The sequence below is a fragment of the Rothia santali genome (genome assembly GCF_024199905.1).
GTDB lineage: Bacteria > Actinomycetota > Actinomycetes > Actinomycetales > Micrococcaceae > Rothia > Rothia santali.
In genome coordinates, this window is the sequence record NZ_JANAFB010000018.1 from 30,018 (window position 1) to 53,983 (window position 23,966).

Here is a 23,966-nt window from a genome sequence, read left to right on the forward strand (position 1 = left end):
GGTGAACCCGCGGGGCATTAATGAGTACGCTGGGACGGTGAGCACTCAACCGACCAAGATCTTCATCGCCAGGCTGCTGGGCCTGGACGTCTTCGACCCGCTCGGGGACCGCCTGGGGCGGCTCCGCGACGTCGTCGTGCTCCACCGCGAGACGCAGCTGGGCCGGCGGTGGCCGCTCATCGTGGGCATCGTCGTGGAGGTCCTGGGCAAGCGGAGGGTGTTCGTCCCCATGACCCGGGTGACCAGCATCGACTCGACCCAGATCATCGTCACCGGCCTGGTGAACCTGCGCCGCTTCGAGCAGCGCGGCGCGGAGGCGCTGGTGATCGGGGAGATCTTCGACCGCAAGGTGGTGCTGCGGGACGGCTCCGGCGAGGCGACGATCGAGGACTGCGCGATGGAGCAGACCAAGAACGGCGACTGGAAGCTCTCCGAGGTCTTCGTGCGCCGGACCGGCTCGGGCGGCGGGCTCATGCGCCGCAAGGGCGAGGCGCTGGTCGTCTCCTGGGAGGAGACCCTCTACGAGACGACGCTGGACCCCCAGGGCGCCCAGCACTTCCTCGCGACCCACGAGGACACCCAGCCGGCCGACCTCGCCGACGCCCTGCACGACCTCAACGACAAGCGCATGCTGGAGGTCGCCGAGGAGCTGCAGGACGAGCGGCTGGCCGACGTCCTGCAGGAGCTGCCGGAGGAGGACCAGTTCCAGATCCTGGCCAACCTGGACATCAAGCGCGCCGCGGACATCCTCGAGGAGATGGAGCCCGACGACGCCGCCGACCTCCTCGGCCTGTTCACCGACGCCCAGCGGGAGGCGCTGCTGGGCCGCATGGAGCCCGACGAGGCCGAGGACGTCCGCCGCCTCCTGGAGTACGAGGAGGGCACAGCCGGTTCGCTCATGACGCCGGTCCCCATCATCCTGCCGCCCGAGGCCACCGTGGCCGAGGCGCTGGCCCAGGTGCGCCAGGAGGACATCAGCCCGGCCGTGGCGGCGGCGGTCCTGGTCTGCCGGCCCCCGCTCGAGACCCCCACGGGCCGCTACATCGGCATGGTCCACATGCAGCAGCTGCTGCGCTACCCGCCGCCCGAGCACGTGGGGAACATCATCGACCGCAGCATCGAGCCGGTCGCGGACCTCGCGACGCTCGAGGAGGTCTCCCGCGTGCTCGCGACCTACGACCTGACGCTGATCCCGGTGGTCAACGAGCACGACCGCCTGGTCGGCGCCGTGACCATCGACGACGTCCTCGACGCGCTCCTGCCCGAGGACTGGCGGACCAACGACGACGGGACCCCGGTGCAGAAGGTGAGCCGCAGCTTTGAGTGACGCACGCAGGAATCAGCGCGCCCCGCGCCTCCCCCAGCGCTTCGCCGCGCTCGACACCCCCCTGGAGGCCCGGCCCAAGTGGTACCGGAGGTACCGGCCCAACCCGGAGGCCTTCGGCGTCGCGACCGAGTCCTTCGCCCGGTGGATGGGCACCCCGCAGTTCCTGCTGTGGATGACCGTCTTCGTCACGGTCTGGCTCCTGTGGAACACGATGCTGCCGGAGAGCCTGCAGTTCGACCCCCGCGCGCTGAACTTCACGCTGCTGACGCTGATGCTCTCGCTGCAGGCCTCCTACGCGGCGCCCCTGCTGCTGCTGGCCCAGAACCGGCAGGACGACCGGGACCGCGTCGTCGCCGAGGAGGACCGCAAGCGGGCCCAGCAGAACCTCGCGGACACCGAGTACCTGACCCGGGAGATCGTCTCGCTGCGCATCGCGCTGCGCGAGGTCGCGACCCGCGACTTCGTCCGCTCCGAGATCCGGGACCTCCTCGAGGAGATCCTGGAGGAGGGCAGGGACCGCGAGGACCAGCGGCCGGGGCAGCGGCAGGGCCAGCGCCCGGGGCAGGACGGCTCCTCCCGGAGGCGGCAGGGCGCGGGCCCCGAGCCGCGCACCTCCATCATGGACATCGTGCAGGCCGAGGCCCAGGGCGCCGGGGCCGAGCGCAACGAGGCACCCCACGGCCGCGCCCGCGCGGAGCAGACGAACGACCAGACGCCGCACCCGCGGCGGGACGAGGAGCGAGATGACCGATAGCGCCGGGCGCGCCCTGTGGAACGCGCTGGGCACCGTCATCGACCCCGAGCTGAGGCGGCCGATCACCGAGCTCGGCATGGTCGTCTCCGCGACGCTGGAGGACGGCGTCGCGCGCGTCGGGGTCCAGCTGACCATCGAGGGGTGCCCCATGCGCGGGACCATCGAGGACGACGTGCGCGCGGCCGTGGCCGGGGTCGCCGGGGTGCGGGAGGCCGTCGTCGAGATCTCCTTCATGGACGCCGAGGCGCGCCGGCGCCTGCGCGAGACGCTGGGCCACACCAAGACCAACCCCTTCGCGGACCCGGCCAACCTCACGCGGGTCTACGCGATCGCCTCCGGCAAGGGCGGGGTCGGCAAGTCGACCGTGACCGTGAACCTCGCCGCCTCGCTCGCCGCGAGCGGGCTGTCGGTGGGCATCGTGGACGCGGACGTGCACGGGTTCTCGGTCCCGGCGCTGCTGGGCATCACCCAGGCCCCGACCAAGGTGGAGGACATGATCCTCCCGCCCGTGGTCGAGGTGCCGCCGGAGCGGCGTCGTCCCCGGGCCGAGGCCGCCGGGTCGGAGCCCGACGCCGGGTCCATCCGGGTCATCTCGATCGGCATGTTCGTCCCCGACAACCGCCCCGTCGCCTGGCGCGGTCCGATGCTGCACCGGGCCCTGGAGCAGTTCCTGACCGACGTGCACTTCGGGGACCTCGACGTGCTGCTGCTGGACCTCCCGCCCGGGACCGGGGACATCGCGATCTCCATGTCGCAGCTGGTCCCCCACGCGGGCCTGGTGGTGGTCTCGACGCCGCAGCACGCCGCCGTCGACGTCGCCGAGCGCGCGGGGACCATGTCGCTGCAGACCGGTCAGGAGGTCGTGGGGGTCGTGGAGAACATGGCCGCCATGACCATGCCCGACGGCTCGGTGCTGGAGATGTTCGGCTCCGGAGGAGGGCAGCTGCTGGCGGAGCGGCTCTCGCGGAGCATCGAGAAGGATGTCCCGCTGCTGGGCTCCGTGCCGCTGGACCCGGCGCTGCGGGAGGGGGGCGACGCCGGTGTGCCGGTGGTCTGGTCCGCTCCGGGCTCCCCGTCCGCCGTGGCGCTCGAGGAGATCGCGGACGGCCTGCGGCGTCGCGGCCGAGGTCTGGCGGGGAGGCAGCTCCCGGTCACCCTGAGCTGAGGGGCCGAGCCCTGAGGGACGGGTCCGGGGCGGGCTCAGGTCGCCTCGGGGTCGAGGGGGGCGGACCGGCTCAGGTCGCCTCGGTGTCGAAGGGGGCGGGCTGGCCGGGGGTCAGCCGGCGGAGGTTCTGCCGGGGCGGCGCGGCGGCGCGCTCGCGCTCGGCCGCCGTCTCCTCGTCGTCCTCCATGAGGGCCTCGCGGACGATGCGGCGGGGGTCGTACTGCCGGGGGTCGTAGGCGCGCCAGTTGATCTCGGACAGCTCGGGGCCGAGGGACTCCTTGATGCCGTCCTTGGCGTCGACGGCGGTGCGGCGGAGTCCCTTGATGAGGTCCTTGAGCTGCCGGGCGTACTCCGGCATGCGCTCAGGACCGATCACGAAGAAGACGATGACCGCCAGAACCAGGAATTCGGCGCCGTTGATTCCAAACACATAGGAAGATTACCAGCCCGTCCCTGGGATGACCCTGGTGCTCACCCGGCCCCGGGCCGGGTGCCGGCTGTGATGGGATCGAGGCAGTCCCGCAGGCTGCGCGCCTCCTCGGCGCTGATCTCCAGGACGAGTCGGCCGCCGCCCTCGAGCGGGATGCGCATGATGAGCGAGCGTCCCTCCCGCGTCACTTCCATGGGGCCCTCGCCCGTCCTCGGCTTCATAGCGGCCATCGGTGGTTCCTTTCGGGTCGACTGACGCTCCGCTCGCGGGGCGGCGTGTCGGGACCATTCCATGATAGCCCGCTTCGCTCCGAGCTGTGACGCAGCTTACGCTCAGCCCGCGTCACGGCGGATAGTCCCCGCCGCCCGGCAGCTCGTGCCAGTGCCAGAGCCAGCCGGCCCAGACGATCTGCCCCAGAGCCGCCCCGACCAGCAGCAGCACGCGGTAGGCCCTCGACTCGGAGACCGCCGCCAACGGCGCCGCTAGCGGGAAGAGGGGCAGCAGCAGGCGGAAGGTGGAGGTCTGCGGGAACAGGAAGACCAGCAGGTAGACCACGTAGGCGCCGCACCACAGCCGCAGCGGGAGGGACAGCGACGTCGTGACCGCCCGCGAGCGCATGGCCAGGACGAAGGCGCCCAGCAGCGCCAGGAGGACCACGGGGCCGAAGGGGCCCAGGTAGACCACCGACTGCTCGAGCCACGGCTGGACCGGCAGGAGGTGCTCGCCCCGCCAGGCGGTCTCGGTGGCGGTGTAGGCGTCGGCGCGGCCGGTCGCGGCCCAGGCGACGAAGACCCAGCTGACCGCCCAGGCGCAGGCCCACAGCGCGAGCGCGAGCTGGCCACGGGTCCGCCCCAGCGCGACCAGGGCCCGACTCCCCGGCGACGCAAGCGCGGGCGAGGTGGCGCCCGCGGGAGGCCGGCCGGCGCGCCCGGTACGCCGCGACGGCCCGCACGCACCACCAGATCCCCAGCGCCGCGCCCAGCGGCACGCCGACCGGCCGCGAGAGGCACGCCAGCGGGATCAGCACCGCGGCGGCCCACGGCCGCCGTCGCAGCAGCGCCAGGAAGACGCCGGCCAGGAGCACCAGGGACAACGACTCGGCGTAGGGGGTCTGCAGCACGAGCGCCACCGGGCTCAGCAGGACCAGGGCCGTGCAGGTCAGCGCGAAGCGGTCGACGCCGGCGGCCTCGCGATCCCGGCGGAAGAGCCGGTACAGCAGGAGGCTGGCGACGCCGCCGCAGAGGATCGAGACCGCTCCCCCGGCCGCGCTCCAGCCCAGCCCGGTCGCCCCCATGACGGCCCTGACCATGAGGGGGTACAGCGGGTAGAAGGCCCAGGCGTTGGGCTGCACCCGCCCGTCGGGGCCGACGGGCGGGTCGGTCGGGTAGCCGCCCTCGGCGATCTGCTCGTACCATCCGGAGTCCCAGAAAGCGGTGAACTGAAGGTAGCCGGGGCTCGCGGCGCCCCATGGGGAGGCGCCCTGGTGGCGCGCCACCGTGACGAAGACGGCCCAGCCCCACACGCGCGTGGCGGCGTAGACGAGCAGTACCGCCGCCCACGGCGGCAGGCGGTTGGCGAGGGCCGCGCCCCGGGGGGCGCGCTGCTGCACGGCGGTCACGCGCCGCGGCCGGCGGGGCGCCGGGACGGTGCGGGCCGTCGAGGCGGTGCGGGCCGCCTGAGTCGTCCGAGCCGCCGGGGCCGTGCGGGCCGTCGAGGCGGTGCGGGCCGCCGAGGCAGTGCGGGCGGCGTGCCCCGCGCCCCCCGCCTCGTCGGCGTCCTCCCACGCCCGGTCCTCCCACTCCGGCCCCTCGAGCGGTCCGCGGGCGGGCGGCGGTACCTCGATGCCGTCGCGGGAGGCGTACCGGGCGGCGCTCAACCGGTCCGAGCCGAGCGCGACGCACGAGATCAGGACGGCCGCCAGGACCAGCAGCGTGAGGCCGACGAGGATGACGTTCATGTCCACCATTCTGACCCACGGGGCCGAGGCCGCACGGTCATCCGCGGATCGGCGGGCGCGTCATCGGGCGGACTCCGCCCCGACACGATCGGGAAACACGAAGGCCCTAGCCTGTCGTTACCTAGGACACATATTCTGATATAACTTAGATCACTTTTTACGTCCGGGCTCTTACGAGAAATGTGAGTTCCATGTCCACTGAACCACTCGGTGAAACCGCAACGATCTCCCAGGCCGGGGGCGAGGTCCGGATGAGCGGGGTCAACAAGCACTTCGGCGACCTGCACGTCCTGAAGGACATCGACCTCACGGTGCACCCCGGCGAGGTCGTCGTCCTCATCGGCCCGTCCGGCTCCGGCAAGTCGACCCTGTGCCGCACGATCAACCGCCTGGAGACCATCGACGAGGGCGAGATCAGCATCGACGGCACGCCGCTGCCCGCGGAGGGGAAGGCGCTGGCCAAGCTGCGCTCCGACGTCGGGATGGTCTTCCAGGCGTTCAACCTCTTCGCCCACAAGTCGGTGCTCTCCAACGTGATGCTCGGGCCCATGAAGGTCCGCGGCAAGTCCAAGAAGGAGGCCCAGGACCTGGCCATGGCGCTGCTGGAGAAGGTCGGGGTCGCGAACCAGGCCCACAAGCTGCCCGCCCAGCTCTCGGGCGGTCAGCAGCAGCGCGTGGCGATCGCCCGGGCTCTCGCGATGCGCCCCAAGGTCATGCTCTTCGACGAGCCGACCTCCGCGCTGGACCCCGAGATGATCAACGAGGTCCTCGACACCATGGTCGCGCTGGCCAAGGAGGGCATGACGATGATCGTCGTGACCCACGAGATGGGCTTCGCCCGCAAGGCGGCCCACCGCGTCATCTTCCTCTCGGACGGCCAGGTCGTCGAGGAGTCGACGCCCGAGGAGTTCTTCACCAACCCGCAGAGCGACCGCGCCAAGGACTTCCTCGGCAAGATCCTCAACCACTAGACCACCCACCACCCACCGCAGGGCGCCCCCTACGGCGCCCGAATCGGACTCGCATCACGCAAGGAGCACCTCATGAGCACTCGCACCCTCAGATCCCGCACCCTCGGCGCCGCCGCGATCGCCGCCGCGGCCACCCTGGTCCTCACCGGCTGCGGCGGCGGCGGATCCGACGAGGGGGGCGGCGACGGCGACTCGGTGCGCATCGGCATCAAGTACGACCAGCCCGGCCTCGGCTACCAGGACGGCAGCGAGTACACCGGCTTCGACGTCGACGTCGCGAAGTACGTCGCCAACGAGCTCGGCTACTCCGAGGACCAGATCGAATGGGTCCAGGCGCCCTCCGCCAACCGCGAGAACATGCTCTCCAACAACCAGGTGGACATGATCTTCGCGACCTACTCGATCACCGACACCCGCAAGGAGACCGTCGACTTCGCCGGCCCCTACTTCGTCGCCGGCCAGGACCTCCTGGTGAAGTCGGACAACACCGACATCACCGGGCCGGAGGACCTCGAGGGCAAGAACCTCTGCTCGGTCCAGGGTTCCACCTCGGCGCAGAAGATCAAGGACTCCTACGCCCAGGGCACCAACCTGGTCGAGCAGACCGGCTACGCCGACTGCCTCGGGGCGCTGGAGGCCGGCAACGTCGACGCCGTGACCACCGACGACATCATCCTCGCCGGACTGGCCTCGACCGACGCGAACCGGGGCAAGTTCAAGGTCGTGGGCAACACCTTCTCGGAGGAGCGCTACGGCGTCGGCCTCCCGAAGGGCTCCGACCAGTGCGCCGCGATCGGCGAGGCGATCAACAAGATGGTCGAGGACGGCTCCTGGGAGGAGGCCGTGACCCAGAACACCGAGGGCGCGGACTACCAGTACAACCGCGACCTCAACCCGCCCACCGCGGCCGACGGCTGCGCCTGAGCCACGACGACGGCCGCCTCCCGCTCCCTGCGCGGACGGGAGGCGGCCACCGGCGTCGGGCCGGCCACCCCTCGGCCCGCCGTCCCCCTCCCCCGCACCCACCACCGGAGAGCCATCGTGTCCCCTAGAGCACCGCAGGGAGTGATCGCATGTCCTTCCTGGACCGCTACGCTTCCGTCCTGAGCCAGTACGACGTCCTCGGCGCGTTCTGGGTCAACATCCAGCTGACCTTCTGGGCCGCGATCGGCTCGTTCGTCCTCGGCTGCCTGCTGGCGCTGATGCGCATCTCCCCCATCGCCAGCCTGCGCGGCTTCGGCGCGACCTACGTCCAGCTGCTGCGCAACACCCCGCTGACCATCCTGATGTTCATCGCGGTGCTGGGCGTGTGGACCCAGCTGCAGATCACCCTCTCCGGGGACTTCCAGCAGAACTTCTTCAACTTCGCCGTCGTCGCGCTCTCGCTGTACCACGCGGCCTTCGTGTGTGAGGCGATCCGGTCTGGGGTCAACACCGTGCCGGTGGGGCAGGCGGAGGCGGCCCGGGCCATCGGGCTGAGCTTCCTGCCCTCCGCGCGGCTGATCATCTTCCCGCAGGCGCTGCGCGGCTCGATCACCCCGCTCGGCAACACCCTGATCGCGCTGACCAAGAACACCACGGTGGCCACGGCGGCGTCGGTCGCGGAGGCCTCCGGGCTGATGAAGACCATGATCGAGTTCAACTCCGACATCGTGATCGCCATCTTCTTCACCTTCGCGATGTGCTTCGTCATCATCGTGATCCCAATGGGGCTGGTCACCACGTGGGCGTCGAGGAAATGGGCGGTGAAGCGATGAAGGCGAATCTCAACGTCCTGTTCGACGCGCAGGGGCCCCGCGGGCGGCGGCTGACCCTGATCTTCAATGTCGTCGGCCTGGCGCTGGCGGCCGTGGTGGTCTGGTGGCTGCTCGCGACGCTGGCCGACCGGGGACAGCTCTCCTGGGAGCGCTGGTCCTTCGTCTTCACCGCCAATGCGTGGGAGAACTTCTACCTGCCCGGGCTGATGTCGACGCTGAAGGCCGCGCTGGTCTCGATCGTGACATCGGTGGCCTTCGGGCTGCTCTTCGGCATGGGCCGCCTGGCCCCCAACGCGCTGGTCCGCGGCGTGTGCACGGTCGTCGTCGAGTTCTTCCGGGCGGTGCCGGTGCTGCTGATGATGATCTTCTTCTGGCTATGGATCGGCTTCCTCGACCTGGTGCCGCCCTCGGACCTGCCCTTCCTCGCGGTGGTCCTGGGCCTGACCTTCTACAACGGCTCCGTCATCGCGGAGCTGGTCCGCTCGGGGGTGCACCAGCTGCCCAAGGGTCAGAGCGAGGCGGGGCTCGCCGTCGGCCTCAGCCACGGCCAGGTCCTGCGGATCATCCAGCTGCCTCAGGCGCTCGTGGCCATGCTGCCGTCGATGCTTAGCCAGTTCGTGGTGATCCTCAAGGACACCGCGCTCGGGATCATCATCACCTACCCCGAGCTGCTGGACTCCGCGCGGCGCCTCGGGGCGGCGAACTCGATGCTGCAGTCCCTGCTGGTCGCGGCGGTGGCGTTCATCGTCATCAACTTCGTGCTCACCAGCGCGGCCAACTGGCTCTCGGGCTACCTGAGCACCCGGACCTCGGGGCGGACCAAGATCACGGCCGCTCCCGCGGTGGGGGCGCCGGAGAAGGTGGCCTGACGCCGCGGGGCCACGAGCCGCGGGGGTCCGCGGGGCGTCGGCGTGCGACGAGCGGGGCGCTCAGCGCGTCGACGACGAGCGGGTCGGTCGGCGCGTCCACGACGGGCGGGCCGGTCAGCGCGTCCATGACGGACGGGTCGGTCAGCGCGTCGTGGTCAGCCAGTCGGCCAGCGCCGCCCGGCAGGCGCGGACGTCCTCGGCGTCGACGTGCTCGTCGTCCGTATGGCACAGCAGCGGGTCGCCCGGGCCGAAGTTGACGGCCGGGATGCCCAGGGCGGAGAAACGCGCGACGTCGGTCCAGCCGTACTTGGGCGCCGGCTCGGCCCCGACCGCCTCGACCAGCTCGCGGGCCATCGGCGCGTCGAGGCCGGGCCGGGCCGCCGGGGAGCGGTCGACCACGTCCAGCTCGTACCCGGCGAAGACCTCCTCGACGTGGGCGATGGCTTCCTCCAGCGTCTTGTCCGGGGCGAAGCGGTAGTTGACGTGCAGGTCGCACGCGTCGGGGATCACGTTGCCCGCCGTGCCGCCCCTGATCTCGACGGCGTTGAGGCCTTCGCGGTAGTCGAGTCCCTCGACGCCGACCGTGGCGGGCTCGTAGGCGCACAGGGCGGCCAGGGCCGGCTGCAGCGCGTGGATCGCGTTCTCGCCCTTCCAGGCCCGGGCCGAGTGGGCCGCGAGGCCCCGGGAGCGGATCCAGAACCGCAGGGTGCCGTTGCACCCGCCCTCGATGGTCCCCGCGGTGGGCTCCAGTAGGACGGCGAAGTCGGCGTCGGTGACCAGCTCGGGCCGGGAGCGCAGCAGCTTGCCCAGGCCGGAGGACGCGCTGGCGACCTCCTCGTGGTCGTAGAAGACGTAGGTGACGTCCCGGACGGGCTCGGCGAGCGACGCGGCGAGCGCCAGCTGGACCGCCACGCCGCCCTTCATGTCCGTGGCCCCGCGGCCGTAGAGGACCCTCCGGCCGTCCTCGTCCTCCCAGCGCGAGGGCACGGTCCCGCGCGAGCCCTCCGTGGTGGGCAGGGGCACCGTGTCCAGGTGCCCGGCGAGCACCACGCGCTCGGACCGGCCCAGCTCGGTGCGGGCCACGACCGTGTCCCCGTGCCGGGTGACGCGCAGGTGGGGCAGCGGGCTCAGGGCCGCCTCGACGGCGTCGGCCAGCGGTCCCTCGTGGTCGGACACCGAATGGATGTCCAGCAGGTCCGCGGTCAGCTGGGCGACGTCCTGGGTCAGGTCCAGGACGGGGGTTCCCTCGCGGGTCCCGGGGGCGGTCTCGGATGCGTTGCCGGTGGTGCTCATGGCACCCCAGCATAGGACACCGGGGGGCCGATGACGCCCGTTGTCCACATGCCGGGTGCCGGCCCGCGGCGGCCGTCGTCCACATGCCGGGTCCCGACCGGAATCCCGGGTGCGACTTCCGTACACTGGGGGCCATGACTTTCAGCACCACTGCCGCACACGCCGCCGGGCTGGGCCTGGCCACCGTCGTCGCCTCCGGGCCGGAGCAGGGCCGCGTCCTCGACGTCTGGTACCCCGCCCCCCTCCTCGCCAAGCAGCCCGAGGAGTCGGTCCGCGCCGACCTCGAGGCCGCCGCGGGCGCCGACGAGGCCCGCAACGTCGAGACCCGGGTCGTCAGCACCTGCATCGACCTGGCGGAGGCCCCCACCGACGCCGCGGACGCCTATCTGCGCCTGCACGCCCTGTCCCACCGCCTCGTCCGCCCCAACACCATCAACCTCGAGGGCCTGTTCGGCGTGCTCGCCAACGTCGCCTGGACCAGCGCCGGCCCCGTCCTGGCCTCGGAGCTCGGTGCGGCCCGCCTGCGCCTGCGCGCCCGCGGCCCGCTGACCGTGTACTCGGTGGACAAGTTCCCGCGCATGGTCGACTACGTCGTCCCCGCCGGGGTCCGGATCGGCGACGCTGACCGCGTGCGCCTGGGCGCCCACCTGGCCGACGGCACCACCGTGATGCACGAGGGCTTCGTGAACTTCAATGCCGGGACCCTCGGCGCCGCGATGGTCGAGGGCCGGATCAGCCAGGGCGTCGTCGTCGGCGACCACACCGACGTCGGGGGCGGCGCGTCCATCATGGGCACGCTCTCGGGCGGCGGGACCCAGCGGGTCACCCTGGGCGAGCGGGTGCTCCTGGGCGCCAACGCCGGCGTCGGCATCTCGCTGGGCGACGACTGCGTCGTCGAGGCCGGCCTCTACATCACCGCGGGCACCCGCGTGACGGTCAAGTCCGACGCCGGGGCCGACGTCGTGAAGGCGGCGGACCTCTCCGGGACCCCCAACCTGCTGTTCCGGCGGAACTCGCAGACCGGCACCGTGGAGGCGCTGCAGCGGCGCACCGGCTCGGTCGAGCTCAACGACGCCCTGCACCAGAACTGACGGGCCCGGCGAGGAGAAGGAGAGACGCATGAAGATCATGGTCACCGGAGGCGCCGGGTACATCGGCTCCCACACCGTTCTGACGCTGCTCGAGGCCGGCCACGAGATCGTGGTCGCGGACAACCTCGCGAACTCCTCCAAGACCTCGCTCGAGCGGGTCTCGGAGCTGTCCGGGGGCAAGCCGATCGAGTTCCACGAGGTGGACCTGCTCGACGCCGCGAGGCTCACCGAGCTGTTCCGGCGCAGCCGCCCGGACGCGGTCATCCACTTCGCGGGGCTCAAGGCCGTGGGCGAGTCCTCGGCCAAGCCGCTGTGGTACTACCGGACCAACGTGGCGGGCACGATCAACCTGCTCGAGGCGATGGAGGCCTCCGGGTGCCGCTCGATCGTGTTCTCCTCCTCGGCCACCGTGTACGGGGCGCCGGAGGAGATGCCGCTGACCGAGAAGCTGAACCTCGACGCGCAGTCCTGCTACGGCCGGACCAAGGAGCACATCGAGGACATGCTCATGGACCTCGCGGCCTCGGACCCGGCGTGGAACATCGCGCTGCTGCGGTACTTCAACCCGGTGGGGGCGCACTCCTCCGGGCGGATCGGCGAGGATCCCACGGGAGTGCCCAACAACCTGCTGCCGTTCATCGCGCAGGTCGCGGTGGGGCGCCGGGAGAAGCTCATGGTCTTCGGCGACGACTACCCGACGCCGGACGGCACGGGCGTGCGCGACTACATCCACGTGGTGGACCTCGCGGACGGTCACCTGAAGGCGCTGGACCACGTCGTCGAGCACGGCGGGCTGCACACCTGGAACCTGGGGACCGGCAACGGGTACTCGGTGCTCGAGGTCCGGGACGCCTTCGAGGCGGCCTCGGGGCGGCCCATCCCGTACGAGCTCGCGCCGCGCCGCCCGGGCGACGTCGCGGTCTCCTACGCGGACCCCTCCTCCGCGCTGGCGGACCTGGGCTGGTCCGCCTCGCGGGACCTCGCCACGATGTGCGCCGACCACTGGCGGTGGCAGGAGCAGAACCCGCAGGGGTACGCCGGCTGAGGCCGCGCGGCGTCGGGCCCGGTGCTCGACGCCGCCCGCTCGCCGCCACTCGCTTGCCGCCGCCCGTCGTGATGCGGGGCCGCCTCCGGCCGCGTGCTCGTCGCAGCCCGCCGCAACGCGCAGCCGCCTCCCGCTCGCCGGGATGCGAAACGGCCCGCGCTCCCCTCTCGGGGAGCGCGGGCCGTTCTCGTCAGGCCGCCGCCGGGTCCGGACCACCGCCGGGTCCGGACCGCCGCCGGGTCCGGATCGGCGCGGATTCGGCGGCGCCGATCCTGCGACGGTTCCGGAGCCGCCTACTTGGCGCCGGGGTACCGGCGCTCGGGCGCACCGGTGTAGACCTGGCGCGGGCGCCCGATCTTGGTGTCCGAGTCCTGCATCATCTCGCGCCACTGGGCTATCCAGCCGGGGAGGCGTCCGATCGCGAAGAGGACGGTGAACATCTTCTCGGGGAAGCCCATGGCCTTGTAGATCAGGCCGGTGTAGAAATCGACGTTCGGGTACAGCTTGCGCTCCACGAAGTAGTCGTCGGCGAGGGCCTTCTCCTCGAGACGCAGGGCGATGTCCAGCAGCTCGTCGTCGCCGCCGATCTTCTTGAGGATCGAGTCGGCGGTGGACTTCACGATGCGGGCGCGCGGGTCGTAGTTCTTGTAGACCCGGTGCCCGAACCCCATGAGGCGGACGCCCTCCTCCTTGTTCTTCACCTTCTCCATGTAGTCCTCGGGGCTGATCCCCTCGGCCTGGATGCGGCGGAGCATGTTCAGCACGGCCTCGTTGGCTCCACCGTGCTTGGGGCCGTAGAGGGCGTTGATGCCGCCGGAGACGGAGGCGAACATGTTGGCGTCGGAGGAGCCGACCAGGCGGACCGTGGAGGTCGAGCAGTTCTGCTCGTGGTCGGCGTGCAGGATCAGCAGCTGGTCCAGGGCCTTGGCGATCTCCGGGTCGACCTCGTAGTCCTCGGCGGGGACGCCGAAGCACAGGCGCAGGAAGTTCTCGGTGTAAGAAAGGCTGTTCTGCGGGTAGAGCATGGGCTCGCCGAGCGACTTCTTGTAGGCGTAGGCCGCCAGCGTCGGGAGCTTCGAGAGCAGGCGGAAGGTGGAGACCTCGACCTCGCGCTCGTCGTGCGGGTCCAGGGAGTCCGGGTAGAAGGTCGACAGCGCGGAGACGGCCGAGGCCAGCACGGCCATGGGGTGCGCGTCCCGCGGGAAGCCGGAGAAGAAGACCTTGATGTCCTCGTGCACCATGGTGTGCTTGCGCACCGTCTGGTCGAACTCGGCCAGCTGGTCCTCGCTGGGCAGCTCGCCGAAGATCAGGAGGTAGGCCACCTCGATGAAGCTCGAGTGCTGGGCGAGGTCCTCGATGGGGTATCCGCGGTAGCGGAGGATGCCCTCGTCGCCGTCGATGTAGGTGATCGAGGACTTGGCGTTGGCCGTGTTCATGAAGCCCGGGTCGTAGGTGACGTGGCCACCCGTCTCCGAACGCAGCTGGGCGATGTCGAAGGCGCCGGTGCCCACGGAGGGCTCGACGCCGGAGAACTCGATCGTCTTCCCGCCGTAGTTCAGCGTTGCGTTGTCGGTCATATTTCCTCCCGTTGCCAGTGATCCCGCCGGCTCTTGCAGATACGAGCCGGGCGGTCAGATCCCGCACCCGCGGAACGGGCGCGCGGGGTCGCCGCGACGCACGCCGTGGGCAGAGACACAAAAACTCTCAGTTCACCCTACCGGTTAGTGTCACAACGTCACCAATTCGGCGGGTCGCGGCGCGCCGCCCCGGCCTCAGCCCCGGGCGGCCTCGTCCAGCCGCGCGGCCGCGGCCTCCACGCGCTCGTCGCTGCCGGTCAGCGAGATGCGGACGTACCCCTCGCCCAGCTCCCCGTAGAACGTGCCGGAGCCGATGACGATCCCGAGGTCCGCGAACCGGCCGATGGTCTCCCAGGTGTCCTCCCCGGCCGTGGCCCAGAGGTACAGACCGGCCTCGGAGTGCTCGACCCGCAGCCCGAAGGCCTCGACCGCCGGCTTGAGCCGCTCGCGCCGGGCCCGGTAGAGGTCCTTCTGGGCGACGACGTGGGCGTCGTCGTCCAGCGCCGCCGCCATGGCGCGCTGGACCGGGCGCGGCACGATCATCCCGGCGTGCTTGCGGGAGTTGATGAGGTTGGGCATGAGCTCCGGGGCGCCGGCGATGAACGCCGCCCGGTAGCCCGCCAGGTTGGACTGCTTCGACAGGGAGTAGACCGAGAGCAGCCGCTCCTGGGAGCCCCCGGACACGGCCGGGTCCAGGATCGAGGGGATGCGGCGCCCGCCGCGGGCCTCGTCCCACGCGCCCCAGCCGAGCTCGGCGTAGCACTCGTCCGAGGCCACCACGGCCCCCACGGCGCGGGCCTGCTCCACGAGCCGCCGCAGCGAGTCCCCGTCCCGCACGATCCCGGTCGGGTTGCCCGGAGAGTTGACCCAGACGAGCCGCACCCGGGCCCGGACCTCGGGGTCCAAGTCCTCGAGGTCGTCGGCCGCGACCGCCTCGGCGTGGGCGAGGTCCGCACCGATGTCGTAGGTCGGGTAGGCCACCGAGGGACGCACGACGACGTCGCCGGGGCCCAGCCCCAGCAGCGTCGGCAGCCACGCCACCAGCTCCTTGGACCCGACCGTGGGCATGATCGCCTCGGGGTCCAGGCCCTCGACGCCGCGGCGTCGGGCGTACCACCCGGAGATGGCCTCGCGCAGTCCGCGCTCGCCGTGGGTGGTGGGGTACCCCGGGGAGTCGGCGGCGGCCGCGAGGGCCTCCCGCACGACCCCCGGCGTCGGGTCCACGGGGGTCCCGATCGAGAGGTCGACGACGCCGTCCGGGTGCCGCTCGGCGCGCTCGCGGTAGGGCGCCATCGCGTTCCACGGGTAGTCGGGCAGCTGGAGTCCGAAGCTCGGCATCGGCGCGGCCACTCCCGTCAGTCCTGGTTCTGGGGCGGCAGGGCGGCGATCAGCGGGTGGTCGGACGGGATCACGCCGGTCCGCGCGGCCCCGCCCGGGGAGCCGACCTCGTCGAAGAACTCGGCGTTGGCCGCGGTGTAGGGATCCCACTCCTCGGGGACGTCGTCCTCGTAGTAGATCGCCTCGACCGGGCACACCGGCTCGCAGGCGCCGCAGTCGACGCACTCGTCCGGGTGGATGTAGAGGCTGCGCTCGCCCTCGTAGATGCAGTCGACCGGGCACTCCTCGACGCAGGCGCGGTCCTTGACGTCGACACACGGCAGGGCAATTACGTACGTCATACAAACCTTTCAGCGATTCACCGGGCGAGCCGATGCCAGCGGGACGTCACTCACGATGCGACGCGGGTCGTCGTCCCCAGTCTAGTCCCGCAAGTGTCCCAGACCCATTCCCGGACCGACCAGTGTCAGCGGGATCACTACCCGCGGTGACGGACGGTTAACCGGGATGACGCAGCATGGAGCGCCGGCCCGCGATCCCGACGCCGAGCGCCGTGGCGGCCAGGATCCCCAGCGTCCACACGATGCCGGCGACGCCGATCGCGGCCCGGGTGCTGGGCACCACGAGGAACGCGTCGGTCCGCGCGAAGACGAACAGCCCCACGGTGCAGAACGCGACGACGCCGGGCAGCGCCGTCGCCCACGTCCGCCGGGTGTGGTGCGCGGCCCAGAGCGTCCCGGCCAGCACCATGAGCACGGCCAGCACCGCGCCCCACGGGACGAACCAGCCGGTCAGGTACAGGATGGAGGCGTGGTACATGGTGCCGATGAAGCCCAGCAGCAGGCCCAGCACGACCCCGGTGACGCCGGCGGCCGCCGGCCCGACGCCGCGCTCCTCCCCCGCGGGGCCCCCAGCGTCGGCGCGTCGGGCCAGCAGCCGGTAGGCTTCGACGCCGCTGAGCCGCTGCTCGACGTCGTTGGACAGCGCGAAGCTCGTCCCCTCGCCCACGCGCACCTGGGTGGCGTGGGCGGCCATCGCGGACCGCTTGCGCGCGGCGTCGCCCCGGACCACGGCCTGGACCCGCTCGTCGGCAGGGTCGGCCTCGCCCTCCTCGCCCCAGACCAGGCGGGGCCGGGCCTCGGGCGCGGCGCGCTCCAGCGCGGCCATGACGGCCTCGTGGGTGCGCCGGTGGTCCGGGTGGCCGTAGCCGCCGTCGGCGTCGTAGGTGACGACGACGTCGGGGCGCAGCTCCTCGAGGACCTCGACGACGGCGTCCGCCGCCTCCCGCAGCGGGGCGCGGGTCAGGCAGTCCGGGCGCGCGGCCGGGTCCGGGGCGGCGGCTCCGCGCGCGTCCCAGGACATCCCGGAGTCGCGAAAGAAGCCGGGCGCGGCCGCCCGCCGGGCGAAGCGGCGGCCGGCGACGCCGAGCTCGCGGCAGGCCGCCTCGAGCTCGCGCTCCCGAATGCGGGCCAGGGCGTCCCCGCCGTCGGCCCGCTCCGGGTTGCGCACGTCCTGCGCGGCGTGCTCCGCGCCGATGACCTCGCCCATCTCGCCCCGCGTCATCGTCAGCAGCTCCACGCGGGCGCCGAGCCCCGCGTACCGGGCCATGGCGGCGCCGGTCGCGATGGACTCGTCGTCCGGGTGCGCGTGGACGAAGAGCAGCGTCGCCGCCTCCGGGGCGAGGCCCGGGGGCAACAGCTCCGGCACGGCGTCGGGCGAGACGAACCCGCCCTGCTCGGGGTACCGGGGTGCGGTGGTGTCGGTCATCGGCGGCGGCAGCCCCTAGTTGGCGCGGGCGCGGGAGCGGTTGGCGCGCACGCGCTCGTTGGCGTCGAGGGTCACCTTGCGGATGCGGATGGCCTCCGGGGTGATCTCCACGCACTCGTCCTCGCGGGCGAACTCGAGCGACTCCTCCAGCGTGAGCTTGCGCGGCGGGGTCAGGTTCTCGAACGCGTCCGAGGTGGAGGAGCGCATGTTGGTCAGCTTCTTCTCCTTGGTGATGTTGACCTCCATGTCGTCGGCGCGCGAGTTCTCGCCGACGATCATGCCCTCGTACACCTCCGAGGTGGGCTGCACGAAGAAGCTGCCGCGCTCCTGCAGGTTGATCATGGCGTAGGGGGTCACCACGCCCGCGCGGTCCGCGATGAGCGAGCCGTTGGTGCGGTACTCGATCGGCCCGGCCCAGGGCTCGAAGCCGTCGGCGTAGGACGAGGAGATGCCGGCACCGCGGGTCTCGGTCAGGAACTGGGTGCGGAAGCCGATCAGGCCGCGGGCGGGGACGGTGAACTCCATGCGGATCCAGCCGGTGCCGTTGTTGACCATGGTCTCCATGCGGCCCTTGCGGGCGGCCATGAGCTGGGTGATCGCGCCGAGGAACTCCTCGGGCACGTCGATGGTCATCCGCTCCATGGGCTCGTGCAGCTTGCCGTCGATGGTCTTGGTGACCACCTGCGGCTTGCCCGCGGTGAGCTCGAAGCCCTCGCGGCGCATCTGCTCGACCAGGATGGCCAGGGCGAGCTCGCCGCGGCCCTGGACCTCCCAGGCGTCGGGGCGCTGGGTCGGCAGGACGCGGATCGAGACGTTGCCGATCAGCTCCTTGTCCAGGCGGTCCTTCACCTGGCGCGCGGTGACCTTGGCGCCCTTGACGCGGCCGGCCAGCGGCGAGGTGTTGATGCCGATAGTCATGGAGATCGCGGGATCGTCCACCGTGATCAGGGGCAGCGGCTGGGGGTTCTCGGCGTCGGTCAGGGTCTCGCCGATGGTGATGTCCTCGATGCCGGCGACGGCGACGATGTCGCCGGGGCCCGCGGACTCGGCCGGGACGCGGCTGAGCGCCTCGGTCTTGAGCAGCTCGGAGATGCGGACGTTCTTCAGCTGGCCGTCCTGGCGGGCCCAGGCCACGGTCTGGCCCTTGCGCAGGGTGCCGTTGAACACGCGCAGCAGCGCGAGGCGGCCCAGGAAGGGCGAGGAGTCGAGGTTGGTCACGTGCGCCTGCAGGACGCCCGAGGGGTCGTACGTGGGGGCCGGCACGTGGTCCATGATGGTCTTGAACAGCGGCTCGAGGTCCTCGTTCTCGGGCAGCTCGCCGTCGCCGGGCTGCTCGGTCGAGGCGCGGCCGGCCTTGCCCGAGGCGTAGACCACGGGCACGTCCAGGACGGAGTCGAGGTCCAGGTCCGGGACCTCCTCGGCGAGGTCGGAGGCCAGGCCCAGGAGCAGGTCCATGGACTCGGAGACGACCTCCTCGATGCGGGCGTCGGGGCGGTCCACCTTGTTGACCACGAGGATCACGGGCAGCTTGGCCGCGAGCGCCTTGCGCAGGACGAAGCGGGTCTGGGGCAGCGGGCCCTCGGACGCGTCGACCAGGAGCACGACGCCGTCCACCATGGACAGCCCGCGCTCGACCTCGCCGCCGAAGTCGGCGTGGCCCGGGGTGTCGATGACGTTGATGGTCACGGTCTCGCCCTGGGCCGAGGGGCCCGAGTAGGAGACCGTGGTGTTCTTGGCGAGGATCGTGATGCCCTTTTCCTTCTCCAGGTCACCGGAGTCCATCACGCGGTCCTCGACGTCGCCGTGGGACGAGAACGCGTTGGTCTGGCGAAGCATGGCGTCCACGATGGTGGTCTTGCCGTGGTCCACGTGGGCCACGATCGCCACGTTGCGCAGATCGCTCCGCGTCGCGATGCTGGGGGTTTCTGACATACGAATGAGCTCGCTTTGCTGTTGTGTATGGATCCGGCCCGCTCAGGACCGCCTTTAATCATAGCGACCGCCGCCAAATCCGACATGAGTGCCGTCACGCGGGCGGTGCGGGAACGGCGTCGGCCCTCCCCTCGCCCGGGGGCGGGAGGAGGGCCGACGCCGTGTCAGCCGGCGGGGGTCAGCGCTTCTCGCGCCCCTCCGGCCGGATCTTCCAGGGGGCGTCGGCGGACTTCGCGTTGCGAGTCAGGACTCCCTGCCCGCCGCCGTCGAGCTCCACCTTGGTCCCGGAGAGGTCGATGGAGCCGGTGCGGTCGTTGACCTGCTCCTCGAGCTTGGACAGGCCCTCCTCCCACTGCTCGCTGACCGACTCGGAGATCTGCTCGGTGAGCTCGTTGCGCACCTGGCGCCGCTGGGCGCGGACGAACAGCGCGTGCTCGGCGCTCAGCGACTTGAACAGCGAGAGGCACATCAGCAGGACCACGACCGAGAACGGCAGGGCCGTGAGGATCGAGACCGTCTGGATCGCGTTCAGCGAGTCCTCGCCGCCGGCCCACAGCAGGGCGGTCGCGGCGCCGCCGGAGACCAGGACCCAGAAGACCCGGACCCAGGTCTTCGGGTTCGGGGAGCCCGAGGAGGCGATCATGCCGAGCACCAGCGCGCCCGAGTCCGCGGAGGTCACGAAGAACACCACGATCAGGATGATCGCGCCGATGACCAGCGGCACGGACGCCGGCAGGTTCTGCAGCATCCCGAACAGCGCGTTCTCGCTGTCCACGGTGCCGTCGGCGCCGATCAGGCCGCCGCCGCCGAAGATCTGCTCGTGCAGGGCGGTGCCGCCCATGACGGAGAACCAGAAGAAGGACATCGCGGCGGGGACCAGCAGCACGGCCATGACGAACTCGCGCACGGTGCGGCCGCGGGAGACGCGGGCGATGAACATGCCGACGAAGGCGGACCAGGAGATCCACCAGCCCCAGTAGAACGTGGTCCAGGCCCCGGAGAACTCCTGCCCGGCCTCGCCGTCCAGGGCGAAGGTCGAGAAGGTCATCTGGATGACGTTCTGCAGGTAGTCGCCGATGGACTGGATGAACTCCTGGAGGATGAAGATCGTGGGGCCGAAGACCAGCACGAACAGCGCGATCACGCCGGCGAGGATGAGGTTGCCGTTGGACAGCCACTTCATGCCCTTCTCCAGCCCGGTGACCACCGAGAACAGGGTGACCGCGGAGAGGACGATGATGATCAGCGTGTACGCGAAGTTGTTGTTCGCGTCGATGTTCAGGAAGCCGAGGCCCGCGGCGATCTGCATGACGCCCAGGCCCATCGAGGTCGCGACGCCGAAGAGCACGCCGACCAGCGCGACGACGTCGATCAGGTCGCCCCACGCGCCCTTGATCTTGTTCCCCAGCAGGGGCTTGAGCGAGTAGCGGATGGACAGCGGCAGCTTCTTGCGGTGCGTGGCGTAGGCGATGGCCATGCCGACGATCACGTAAATAGCCCAGGGGTGCAGGCCCCAGTGCAGGAAGGAGCGGGACATCGCCGACTGCGCGACCTGCTCCTCGGTGCCGCCGACGCCGGGGGGCGGGGAGGCGAAGTGCGAGAGCGGCTCGGAGGCGCCGTAGAAGACCAGGCCGATGCCCATGCCCGCGGCGAAGAGGAACGCCAGCCAGGTCATGAAGCTGTAGTCGGGCGTGGAGTCGTCAGGGCCGAGCTTGATGTCGCCCAGGCGGCTGAAGCCCAGGTACAGGGCGAAGATCACGAAGAGCGCGACGATCGCGACGTAGTACCAGCCGAAGTAGCCGATGACGTCTTCCTGCAGCGCGGAGAACACGCGGTTGGCTTCCGCCGGGAAGGCCAGCGTGATGCCGATGAACAGGGCCATGACGATGGCCGCGGGGATGAAGACGCGCTTGTCGAGCAGCCCCTTGCGCATCTTGTGCTTGACCCGGTCGGGGATGTCCCCCTCTCTCAGGTCGGGTTTGCGAGTCAGGAAATTGGACATGGTTTTCCTCAATGTGATGGCTCGTAAAGGTGCGAGGCTCGTGCGACGGGCCGGGAACACCCCCGCGGAGGTCGACGACGCGGGTGCTCCGGAGGGCACTCGACGACAAGCACACTTATTCCTCACGTTAGACAAGTCTGCTGATCAACGCCACCTGTCCCGGCGCCCCGGACCCGGATATGCCCGACCTCACGCCGCGACTCCGGGCGGGCGGCACGGCGGGGGACGACGGCGCCCGCCCCGGCGTCGTCGGACACGGACGGGATCCTGTGGCGTCCGCCTCGTCGCAGAGGCCACAATGAGGCTATGAGTTCACCCCAGCTTCCCGACATCACGGCCGGCCCCGCCTGGAAGGCCCTGGCCGCCCACCGCACGGAGATCGACCCGGACCTGCGCTCCTGGTTCGCCGCGGACCCCCGGCGCGCCGAGGACCTCACGGTCGAGGCGGGCGATCTCGTCGCCGACCTGTCCAAGAACCTGATCACCGCCGAGACGGTCGGGCTGCTGCTGGACCTGGCGCGCGAGGCCGGCGTCGAGCGGCGCCGGGACGCGATGTTCGCCGGCGAGCACATCAACGTCACCGAGGACCGCGCCGTGCTGCACACCGCGCTGCGGCGGCCCCGCGACGTCGAGCCCCGGCTCACGGTGGACGGCCAGGACGTGGACGCCGACGTGCACGAGGTGCTGGCCAAGGTCTACGACTTCGCGGACCGGGTGCGCTCGGGCGAGTGGACCGGCGTGACCGGCCGGCCCATCGAGACGGTCGTGAACATCGGCATCGGCGGCTCGGACCTCGGGCCCGTGATGGTCTACGAGGCGCTGAAGCCCCTGGCCCAACCGGGCCTGACGGCGCGGTTCATCTCCAACATCGACCCGACCGACGCCGCCGAGACGGTCGCGGACCTCGACCCCGAGACCACCCTGTTCATCGTGGCCTCCAAGACCTTCGGGACCCTGGAGACCCTGACCAACGCCCGGGTGTGCCGCTCCTGGCTGCTGGACGGGCTGCGCGAGGCCGGGGCCCTGGTGGGCGAGGCCGAGGAGACGGCCGTGGCGAAGCACTTCGTGGCCGTCTCGACCGCGCTGGACAAGGTCGCGGACTTCGGGATCGACCCGGAGAACGCCTTCGGCTTCTGGAACTGGGTGGGCGGGCGCTACTCGGTAGACTCCGCGATCGGCACCTCGCTGGCGGTGGTGCTCGGGCCCGACGCCTTCGAGGAGTTCCTCGCGGGCTTCCACACGATGGACGAGCACTTCCGCGCGGCCCCGGCCAAGCGGAACCTCCCGCTGCTCATGGGCCTGCTCAACGTCTGGTACGTCAACTTCTTCGACGCCGGCTCCCACGCCGTGCTCCCCTACGACCAGCACCTGCACCGCTTCCCCGCCTACCTGCAGCAGCTGACCATGGAGTCCAACGGCAAGTCGGTGCGCTGGGACGGCAGCCAGGTCACCACGCAGACCGGCGAGATCTTCTGGGGCGAGCCCGGCACCAACGGCCAGCACGCCTTCTACCAGCTGATCCACCAGGGCACCCGGCTCATCCCGGCGGACTTCATCGCCTTCGCCAACCCCGTGCACCCGACCCGGGACGGGGAGACGGACGTCCACGAGGTCTTCCTCGCCAACTTCTTCGCCCAGACCAAGGCCCTGGCCTTCGGCAAGACGGCCGAGGAGGTCCGGGCGGAGGGCACCGAGGAGTCGGTGGTCCCGGCGCGCGTGTTCAGCGGGGACCGCCCGACGACGTCGCTCATCGCCCCGGCCCTGACCCCGGCGGTGCTGGGTCAGCTCATCGCGCTCTACGAGCACGTCACCTTCGTGCAGGGCACGATCTGGGGCATCGACTCGTTCGACCAGTGGGGCGTGGAGCTGGGCAAGCAGCTCGCCCAGGAGATCCTGCCGGCCGTGGCTGGGGACCGCGAGGTCCTCGGGGACCAGGACGCCTCGACGCGCGGGCTGATCTCCTACTACCTGGAGCACCGCCGGCGGTGACCTCGGACGGGGCGGCCGGCCCGGCCGCCCCGGGGCCGGGCCGGCCGCCGCTCAGCCGACCGGCCGCCGCCCCGGTCCACGTCCGGTCTCGATCCGCGACCGGTCTGGGCGCATTCGGCCTCGGTCCGCGCCGGGCTCAGCGCCGCGCGGCCGCCCGGTCGATCAGGTACGGGAAGACGCACTCGCGGGTCAGCGGCGCGACCTCCGGCCGCCCGATCCCCTCGAGGGGGTTGATCCAGCGCAGCTCCTCGATCTCCGCGCGCGGGAGGATCCGCCCGGCGTCGGGCACCGCCCCGTCCGTGCCGCGCAGCTCGAAGACCTCGCTGACCAGGTCCCACCCCGCCTCGTTGGCGGCCGCGGTCTCCCAGCGGCCCAGGTGGTGCAGGTCGTCGAGGCAGACCTCGAGCCCCAGCTCCTCCCGCACCTCGCGGGCGGCCGCCGCGAGGGCGCTCTCGCCGGGCTCGGGCTTCCCGCCCGGGAACATGAACGACGCGGTCCCCCGCTTGCGCACCGTCAGCACGCTGCCGGCGGAGTCCTGGATGACGACTGCTGAGACTGAGATGACGGGCATCGACCCAGCCTAGCCCGCGGGCGGCGGGCGCCCACCACCCCCGACCAGTCCGCGAGACCGGCGTGCGCGGGAGCACGTCCGGTATATTGAGCCGAGGAAACGACCCGCCACTCAGCAGCAGGGAGAATGCC

At 71.4% G+C, this 23,966-nt stretch carries 21 protein-coding genes; 10 read left to right on the forward strand and 11 right to left on the reverse strand.

Annotated features, from left to right (window positions below):
- Positions 1-37 precede the first annotated feature (37 nt).
- From NBM05_RS08710 to NBM05_RS08720, 3 genes are read left to right on the forward strand one after another with little or no spacing between them, the layout of a single operon-like run.
- Positions 38-1,327, forward strand: a complete 1,290-nt coding sequence (locus tag NBM05_RS08710; RefSeq protein WP_254166587.1) for a magnesium transporter MgtE N-terminal domain-containing protein — start codon at positions 38-40, stop codon at positions 1,325-1,327.
- Positions 1,320-2,081, forward strand: a complete 762-nt coding sequence (locus NBM05_RS08715) for a DUF1003 domain-containing protein (protein ID WP_309248144.1) — start codon at positions 1,320-1,322, stop codon at positions 2,079-2,081. The genes NBM05_RS08710 and NBM05_RS08715 overlap by 8 nt, the downstream gene beginning before the upstream one ends.
- The gene (locus tag NBM05_RS08720; protein WP_254166588.1) at positions 2,071-3,246 is read left to right on the forward strand and encodes an Mrp/NBP35 family ATP-binding protein; all 1,176 of its coding nucleotides are present in this window, start codon (positions 2,071-2,073) and stop codon (positions 3,244-3,246) included. The genes NBM05_RS08715 and NBM05_RS08720 overlap by 11 nt, the downstream gene beginning before the upstream one ends.
- Before the next feature lie 70 nt (positions 3,247-3,316).
- On the opposite strand, the gene NBM05_RS08725 is transcribed toward NBM05_RS08720, so the two are convergent.
- From NBM05_RS08725 to NBM05_RS08735, 3 genes are all read right to left on the reverse strand, one after another.
- Positions 3,317-3,676: a twin-arginine translocase TatA/TatE family subunit gene (locus NBM05_RS08725; RefSeq protein ID WP_254166589.1), complete on the reverse strand. Its 360-nt coding sequence runs from the start codon at positions 3,674-3,676 to the stop codon at positions 3,317-3,319.
- A gap of 41 nt (positions 3,677-3,717) precedes the next feature.
- Entirely contained in the window at positions 3,718-3,906 is a 189-nt protein-coding gene (locus NBM05_RS08730; RefSeq protein WP_254166590.1) for a DUF3117 domain-containing protein, read from the reverse strand.
- 112 nt (positions 3,907-4,018) lie between these two features.
- The gene (locus NBM05_RS08735; protein ID WP_254166591.1) at positions 4,019-4,360 is read right to left on the reverse strand and encodes a hypothetical protein; all 342 of its coding nucleotides are present in this window, start codon (positions 4,358-4,360) and stop codon (positions 4,019-4,021) included.
- Between the two features lie 1,464 nt (positions 4,361-5,824).
- On the opposite strand from NBM05_RS08735, the gene NBM05_RS08740 reads away from it, so the two are divergent.
- The 4 genes from NBM05_RS08740 (at position 5,825) to NBM05_RS08755 (ending at position 9,230) form a co-directional block, all read left to right on the forward strand.
- Positions 5,825-6,604 carry an amino acid ABC transporter ATP-binding protein gene (locus tag NBM05_RS08740; RefSeq protein WP_302183823.1) on the forward strand — a complete coding sequence of 260 codons (780 nt, stop codon included), beginning with the start codon at positions 5,825-5,827 and terminating at the stop codon, positions 6,602-6,604.
- A 72-nt stretch (positions 6,605-6,676) separates the two neighbouring features.
- Positions 6,677-7,528: a glutamate ABC transporter substrate-binding protein gene (locus NBM05_RS08745; RefSeq protein ID WP_254166593.1), complete on the forward strand. Its 852-nt coding sequence runs from the start codon at positions 6,677-6,679 to the stop codon at positions 7,526-7,528.
- 149 nt (positions 7,529-7,677) lie between these two features.
- Positions 7,678-8,361 (forward strand): amino acid ABC transporter permease, encoded by a 684-nt coding sequence (locus tag NBM05_RS08750; RefSeq protein WP_254166594.1) that lies wholly within the window; start codon positions 7,678-7,680, stop codon positions 8,359-8,361.
- Positions 8,358-9,230, forward strand: a complete 873-nt coding sequence (locus NBM05_RS08755) for an amino acid ABC transporter permease (protein ID WP_254166595.1) — start codon at positions 8,358-8,360, stop codon at positions 9,228-9,230. The genes NBM05_RS08750 and NBM05_RS08755 overlap by 4 nt, the downstream gene beginning before the upstream one ends.
- A gap of 141 nt (positions 9,231-9,371) precedes the next feature.
- On the opposite strand, the gene dapE is transcribed toward NBM05_RS08755, so the two are convergent.
- Complete coding sequence (dapE, locus tag NBM05_RS08760) at positions 9,372-10,523, reverse strand: succinyl-diaminopimelate desuccinylase (protein WP_254166596.1); 1,152 nt, start codon at positions 10,521-10,523, stop codon at positions 9,372-9,374.
- A 125-nt stretch (positions 10,524-10,648) separates the two neighbouring features.
- Between dapE and dapD the strand changes: the two genes are divergently transcribed.
- Positions 10,649-11,614 carry a 2,3,4,5-tetrahydropyridine-2,6-dicarboxylate N-succinyltransferase gene (gene dapD / locus NBM05_RS08765; protein ID WP_373689314.1) on the forward strand — a complete coding sequence of 322 codons (966 nt, stop codon included), beginning with the start codon at positions 10,649-10,651 and terminating at the stop codon, positions 11,612-11,614.
- A 28-nt stretch (positions 11,615-11,642) separates the two neighbouring features.
- On the forward strand, positions 11,643-12,659 hold the full coding sequence (gene galE / locus NBM05_RS08770; RefSeq protein ID WP_254166598.1) for a UDP-glucose 4-epimerase GalE: 1,017 nt from the start codon (positions 11,643-11,645) through the stop codon (positions 12,657-12,659).
- A gap of 293 nt (positions 12,660-12,952) precedes the next feature.
- Here galE and NBM05_RS08775 read toward each other — a convergent pair whose 3' ends face one another.
- The 6 genes from NBM05_RS08775 to NBM05_RS08800 form a co-directional block, all read right to left on the reverse strand.
- Positions 12,953-14,236: a citrate synthase gene (locus NBM05_RS08775; RefSeq protein ID WP_254166599.1), complete on the reverse strand. Its 1,284-nt coding sequence runs from the start codon at positions 14,234-14,236 to the stop codon at positions 12,953-12,955.
- A 195-nt stretch (positions 14,237-14,431) separates the two neighbouring features.
- Complete coding sequence (dapC, locus tag NBM05_RS08780) at positions 14,432-15,574, reverse strand: succinyldiaminopimelate transaminase (RefSeq protein WP_254166601.1); 1,143 nt, start codon at positions 15,572-15,574, stop codon at positions 14,432-14,434.
- A gap of 17 nt (positions 15,575-15,591) precedes the next feature.
- The gene (fdxA, locus tag NBM05_RS08785; RefSeq protein WP_254166603.1) at positions 15,592-15,915 is read right to left on the reverse strand and encodes a ferredoxin; all 324 of its coding nucleotides are present in this window, start codon (positions 15,913-15,915) and stop codon (positions 15,592-15,594) included.
- Positions 15,916-16,072: 157 nt separating this feature from the next.
- Positions 16,073-17,341, reverse strand: coding sequence for a PIG-L family deacetylase (locus NBM05_RS08790; protein ID WP_254166605.1), 1,269 nt, complete (start codon positions 17,339-17,341; stop codon positions 16,073-16,075).
- Positions 17,342-17,356: 15 nt separating this feature from the next.
- Positions 17,357-19,273, reverse strand: coding sequence for a translational GTPase TypA (gene typA / locus NBM05_RS08795; protein WP_254166606.1), 1,917 nt, complete (start codon positions 19,271-19,273; stop codon positions 17,357-17,359).
- A gap of 178 nt (positions 19,274-19,451) precedes the next feature.
- The gene (locus NBM05_RS08800; protein ID WP_254166607.1) at positions 19,452-21,275 is read right to left on the reverse strand and encodes a BCCT family transporter; all 1,824 of its coding nucleotides are present in this window, start codon (positions 21,273-21,275) and stop codon (positions 19,452-19,454) included.
- A gap of 306 nt (positions 21,276-21,581) precedes the next feature.
- Between NBM05_RS08800 and pgi the strand changes: the two genes are divergently transcribed.
- Complete coding sequence (gene pgi / locus NBM05_RS08805) at positions 21,582-23,264, forward strand: glucose-6-phosphate isomerase (RefSeq protein WP_254166608.1); 1,683 nt, start codon at positions 21,582-21,584, stop codon at positions 23,262-23,264.
- A 136-nt stretch (positions 23,265-23,400) separates the two neighbouring features.
- Here the strand turns inward: pgi and NBM05_RS08810 are convergent, their stop codons facing one another.
- Positions 23,401-23,835: an NUDIX hydrolase gene (locus NBM05_RS08810; protein ID WP_254166609.1), complete on the reverse strand. Its 435-nt coding sequence runs from the start codon at positions 23,833-23,835 to the stop codon at positions 23,401-23,403.
- Positions 23,836-23,966 lie beyond the last annotated feature (131 nt).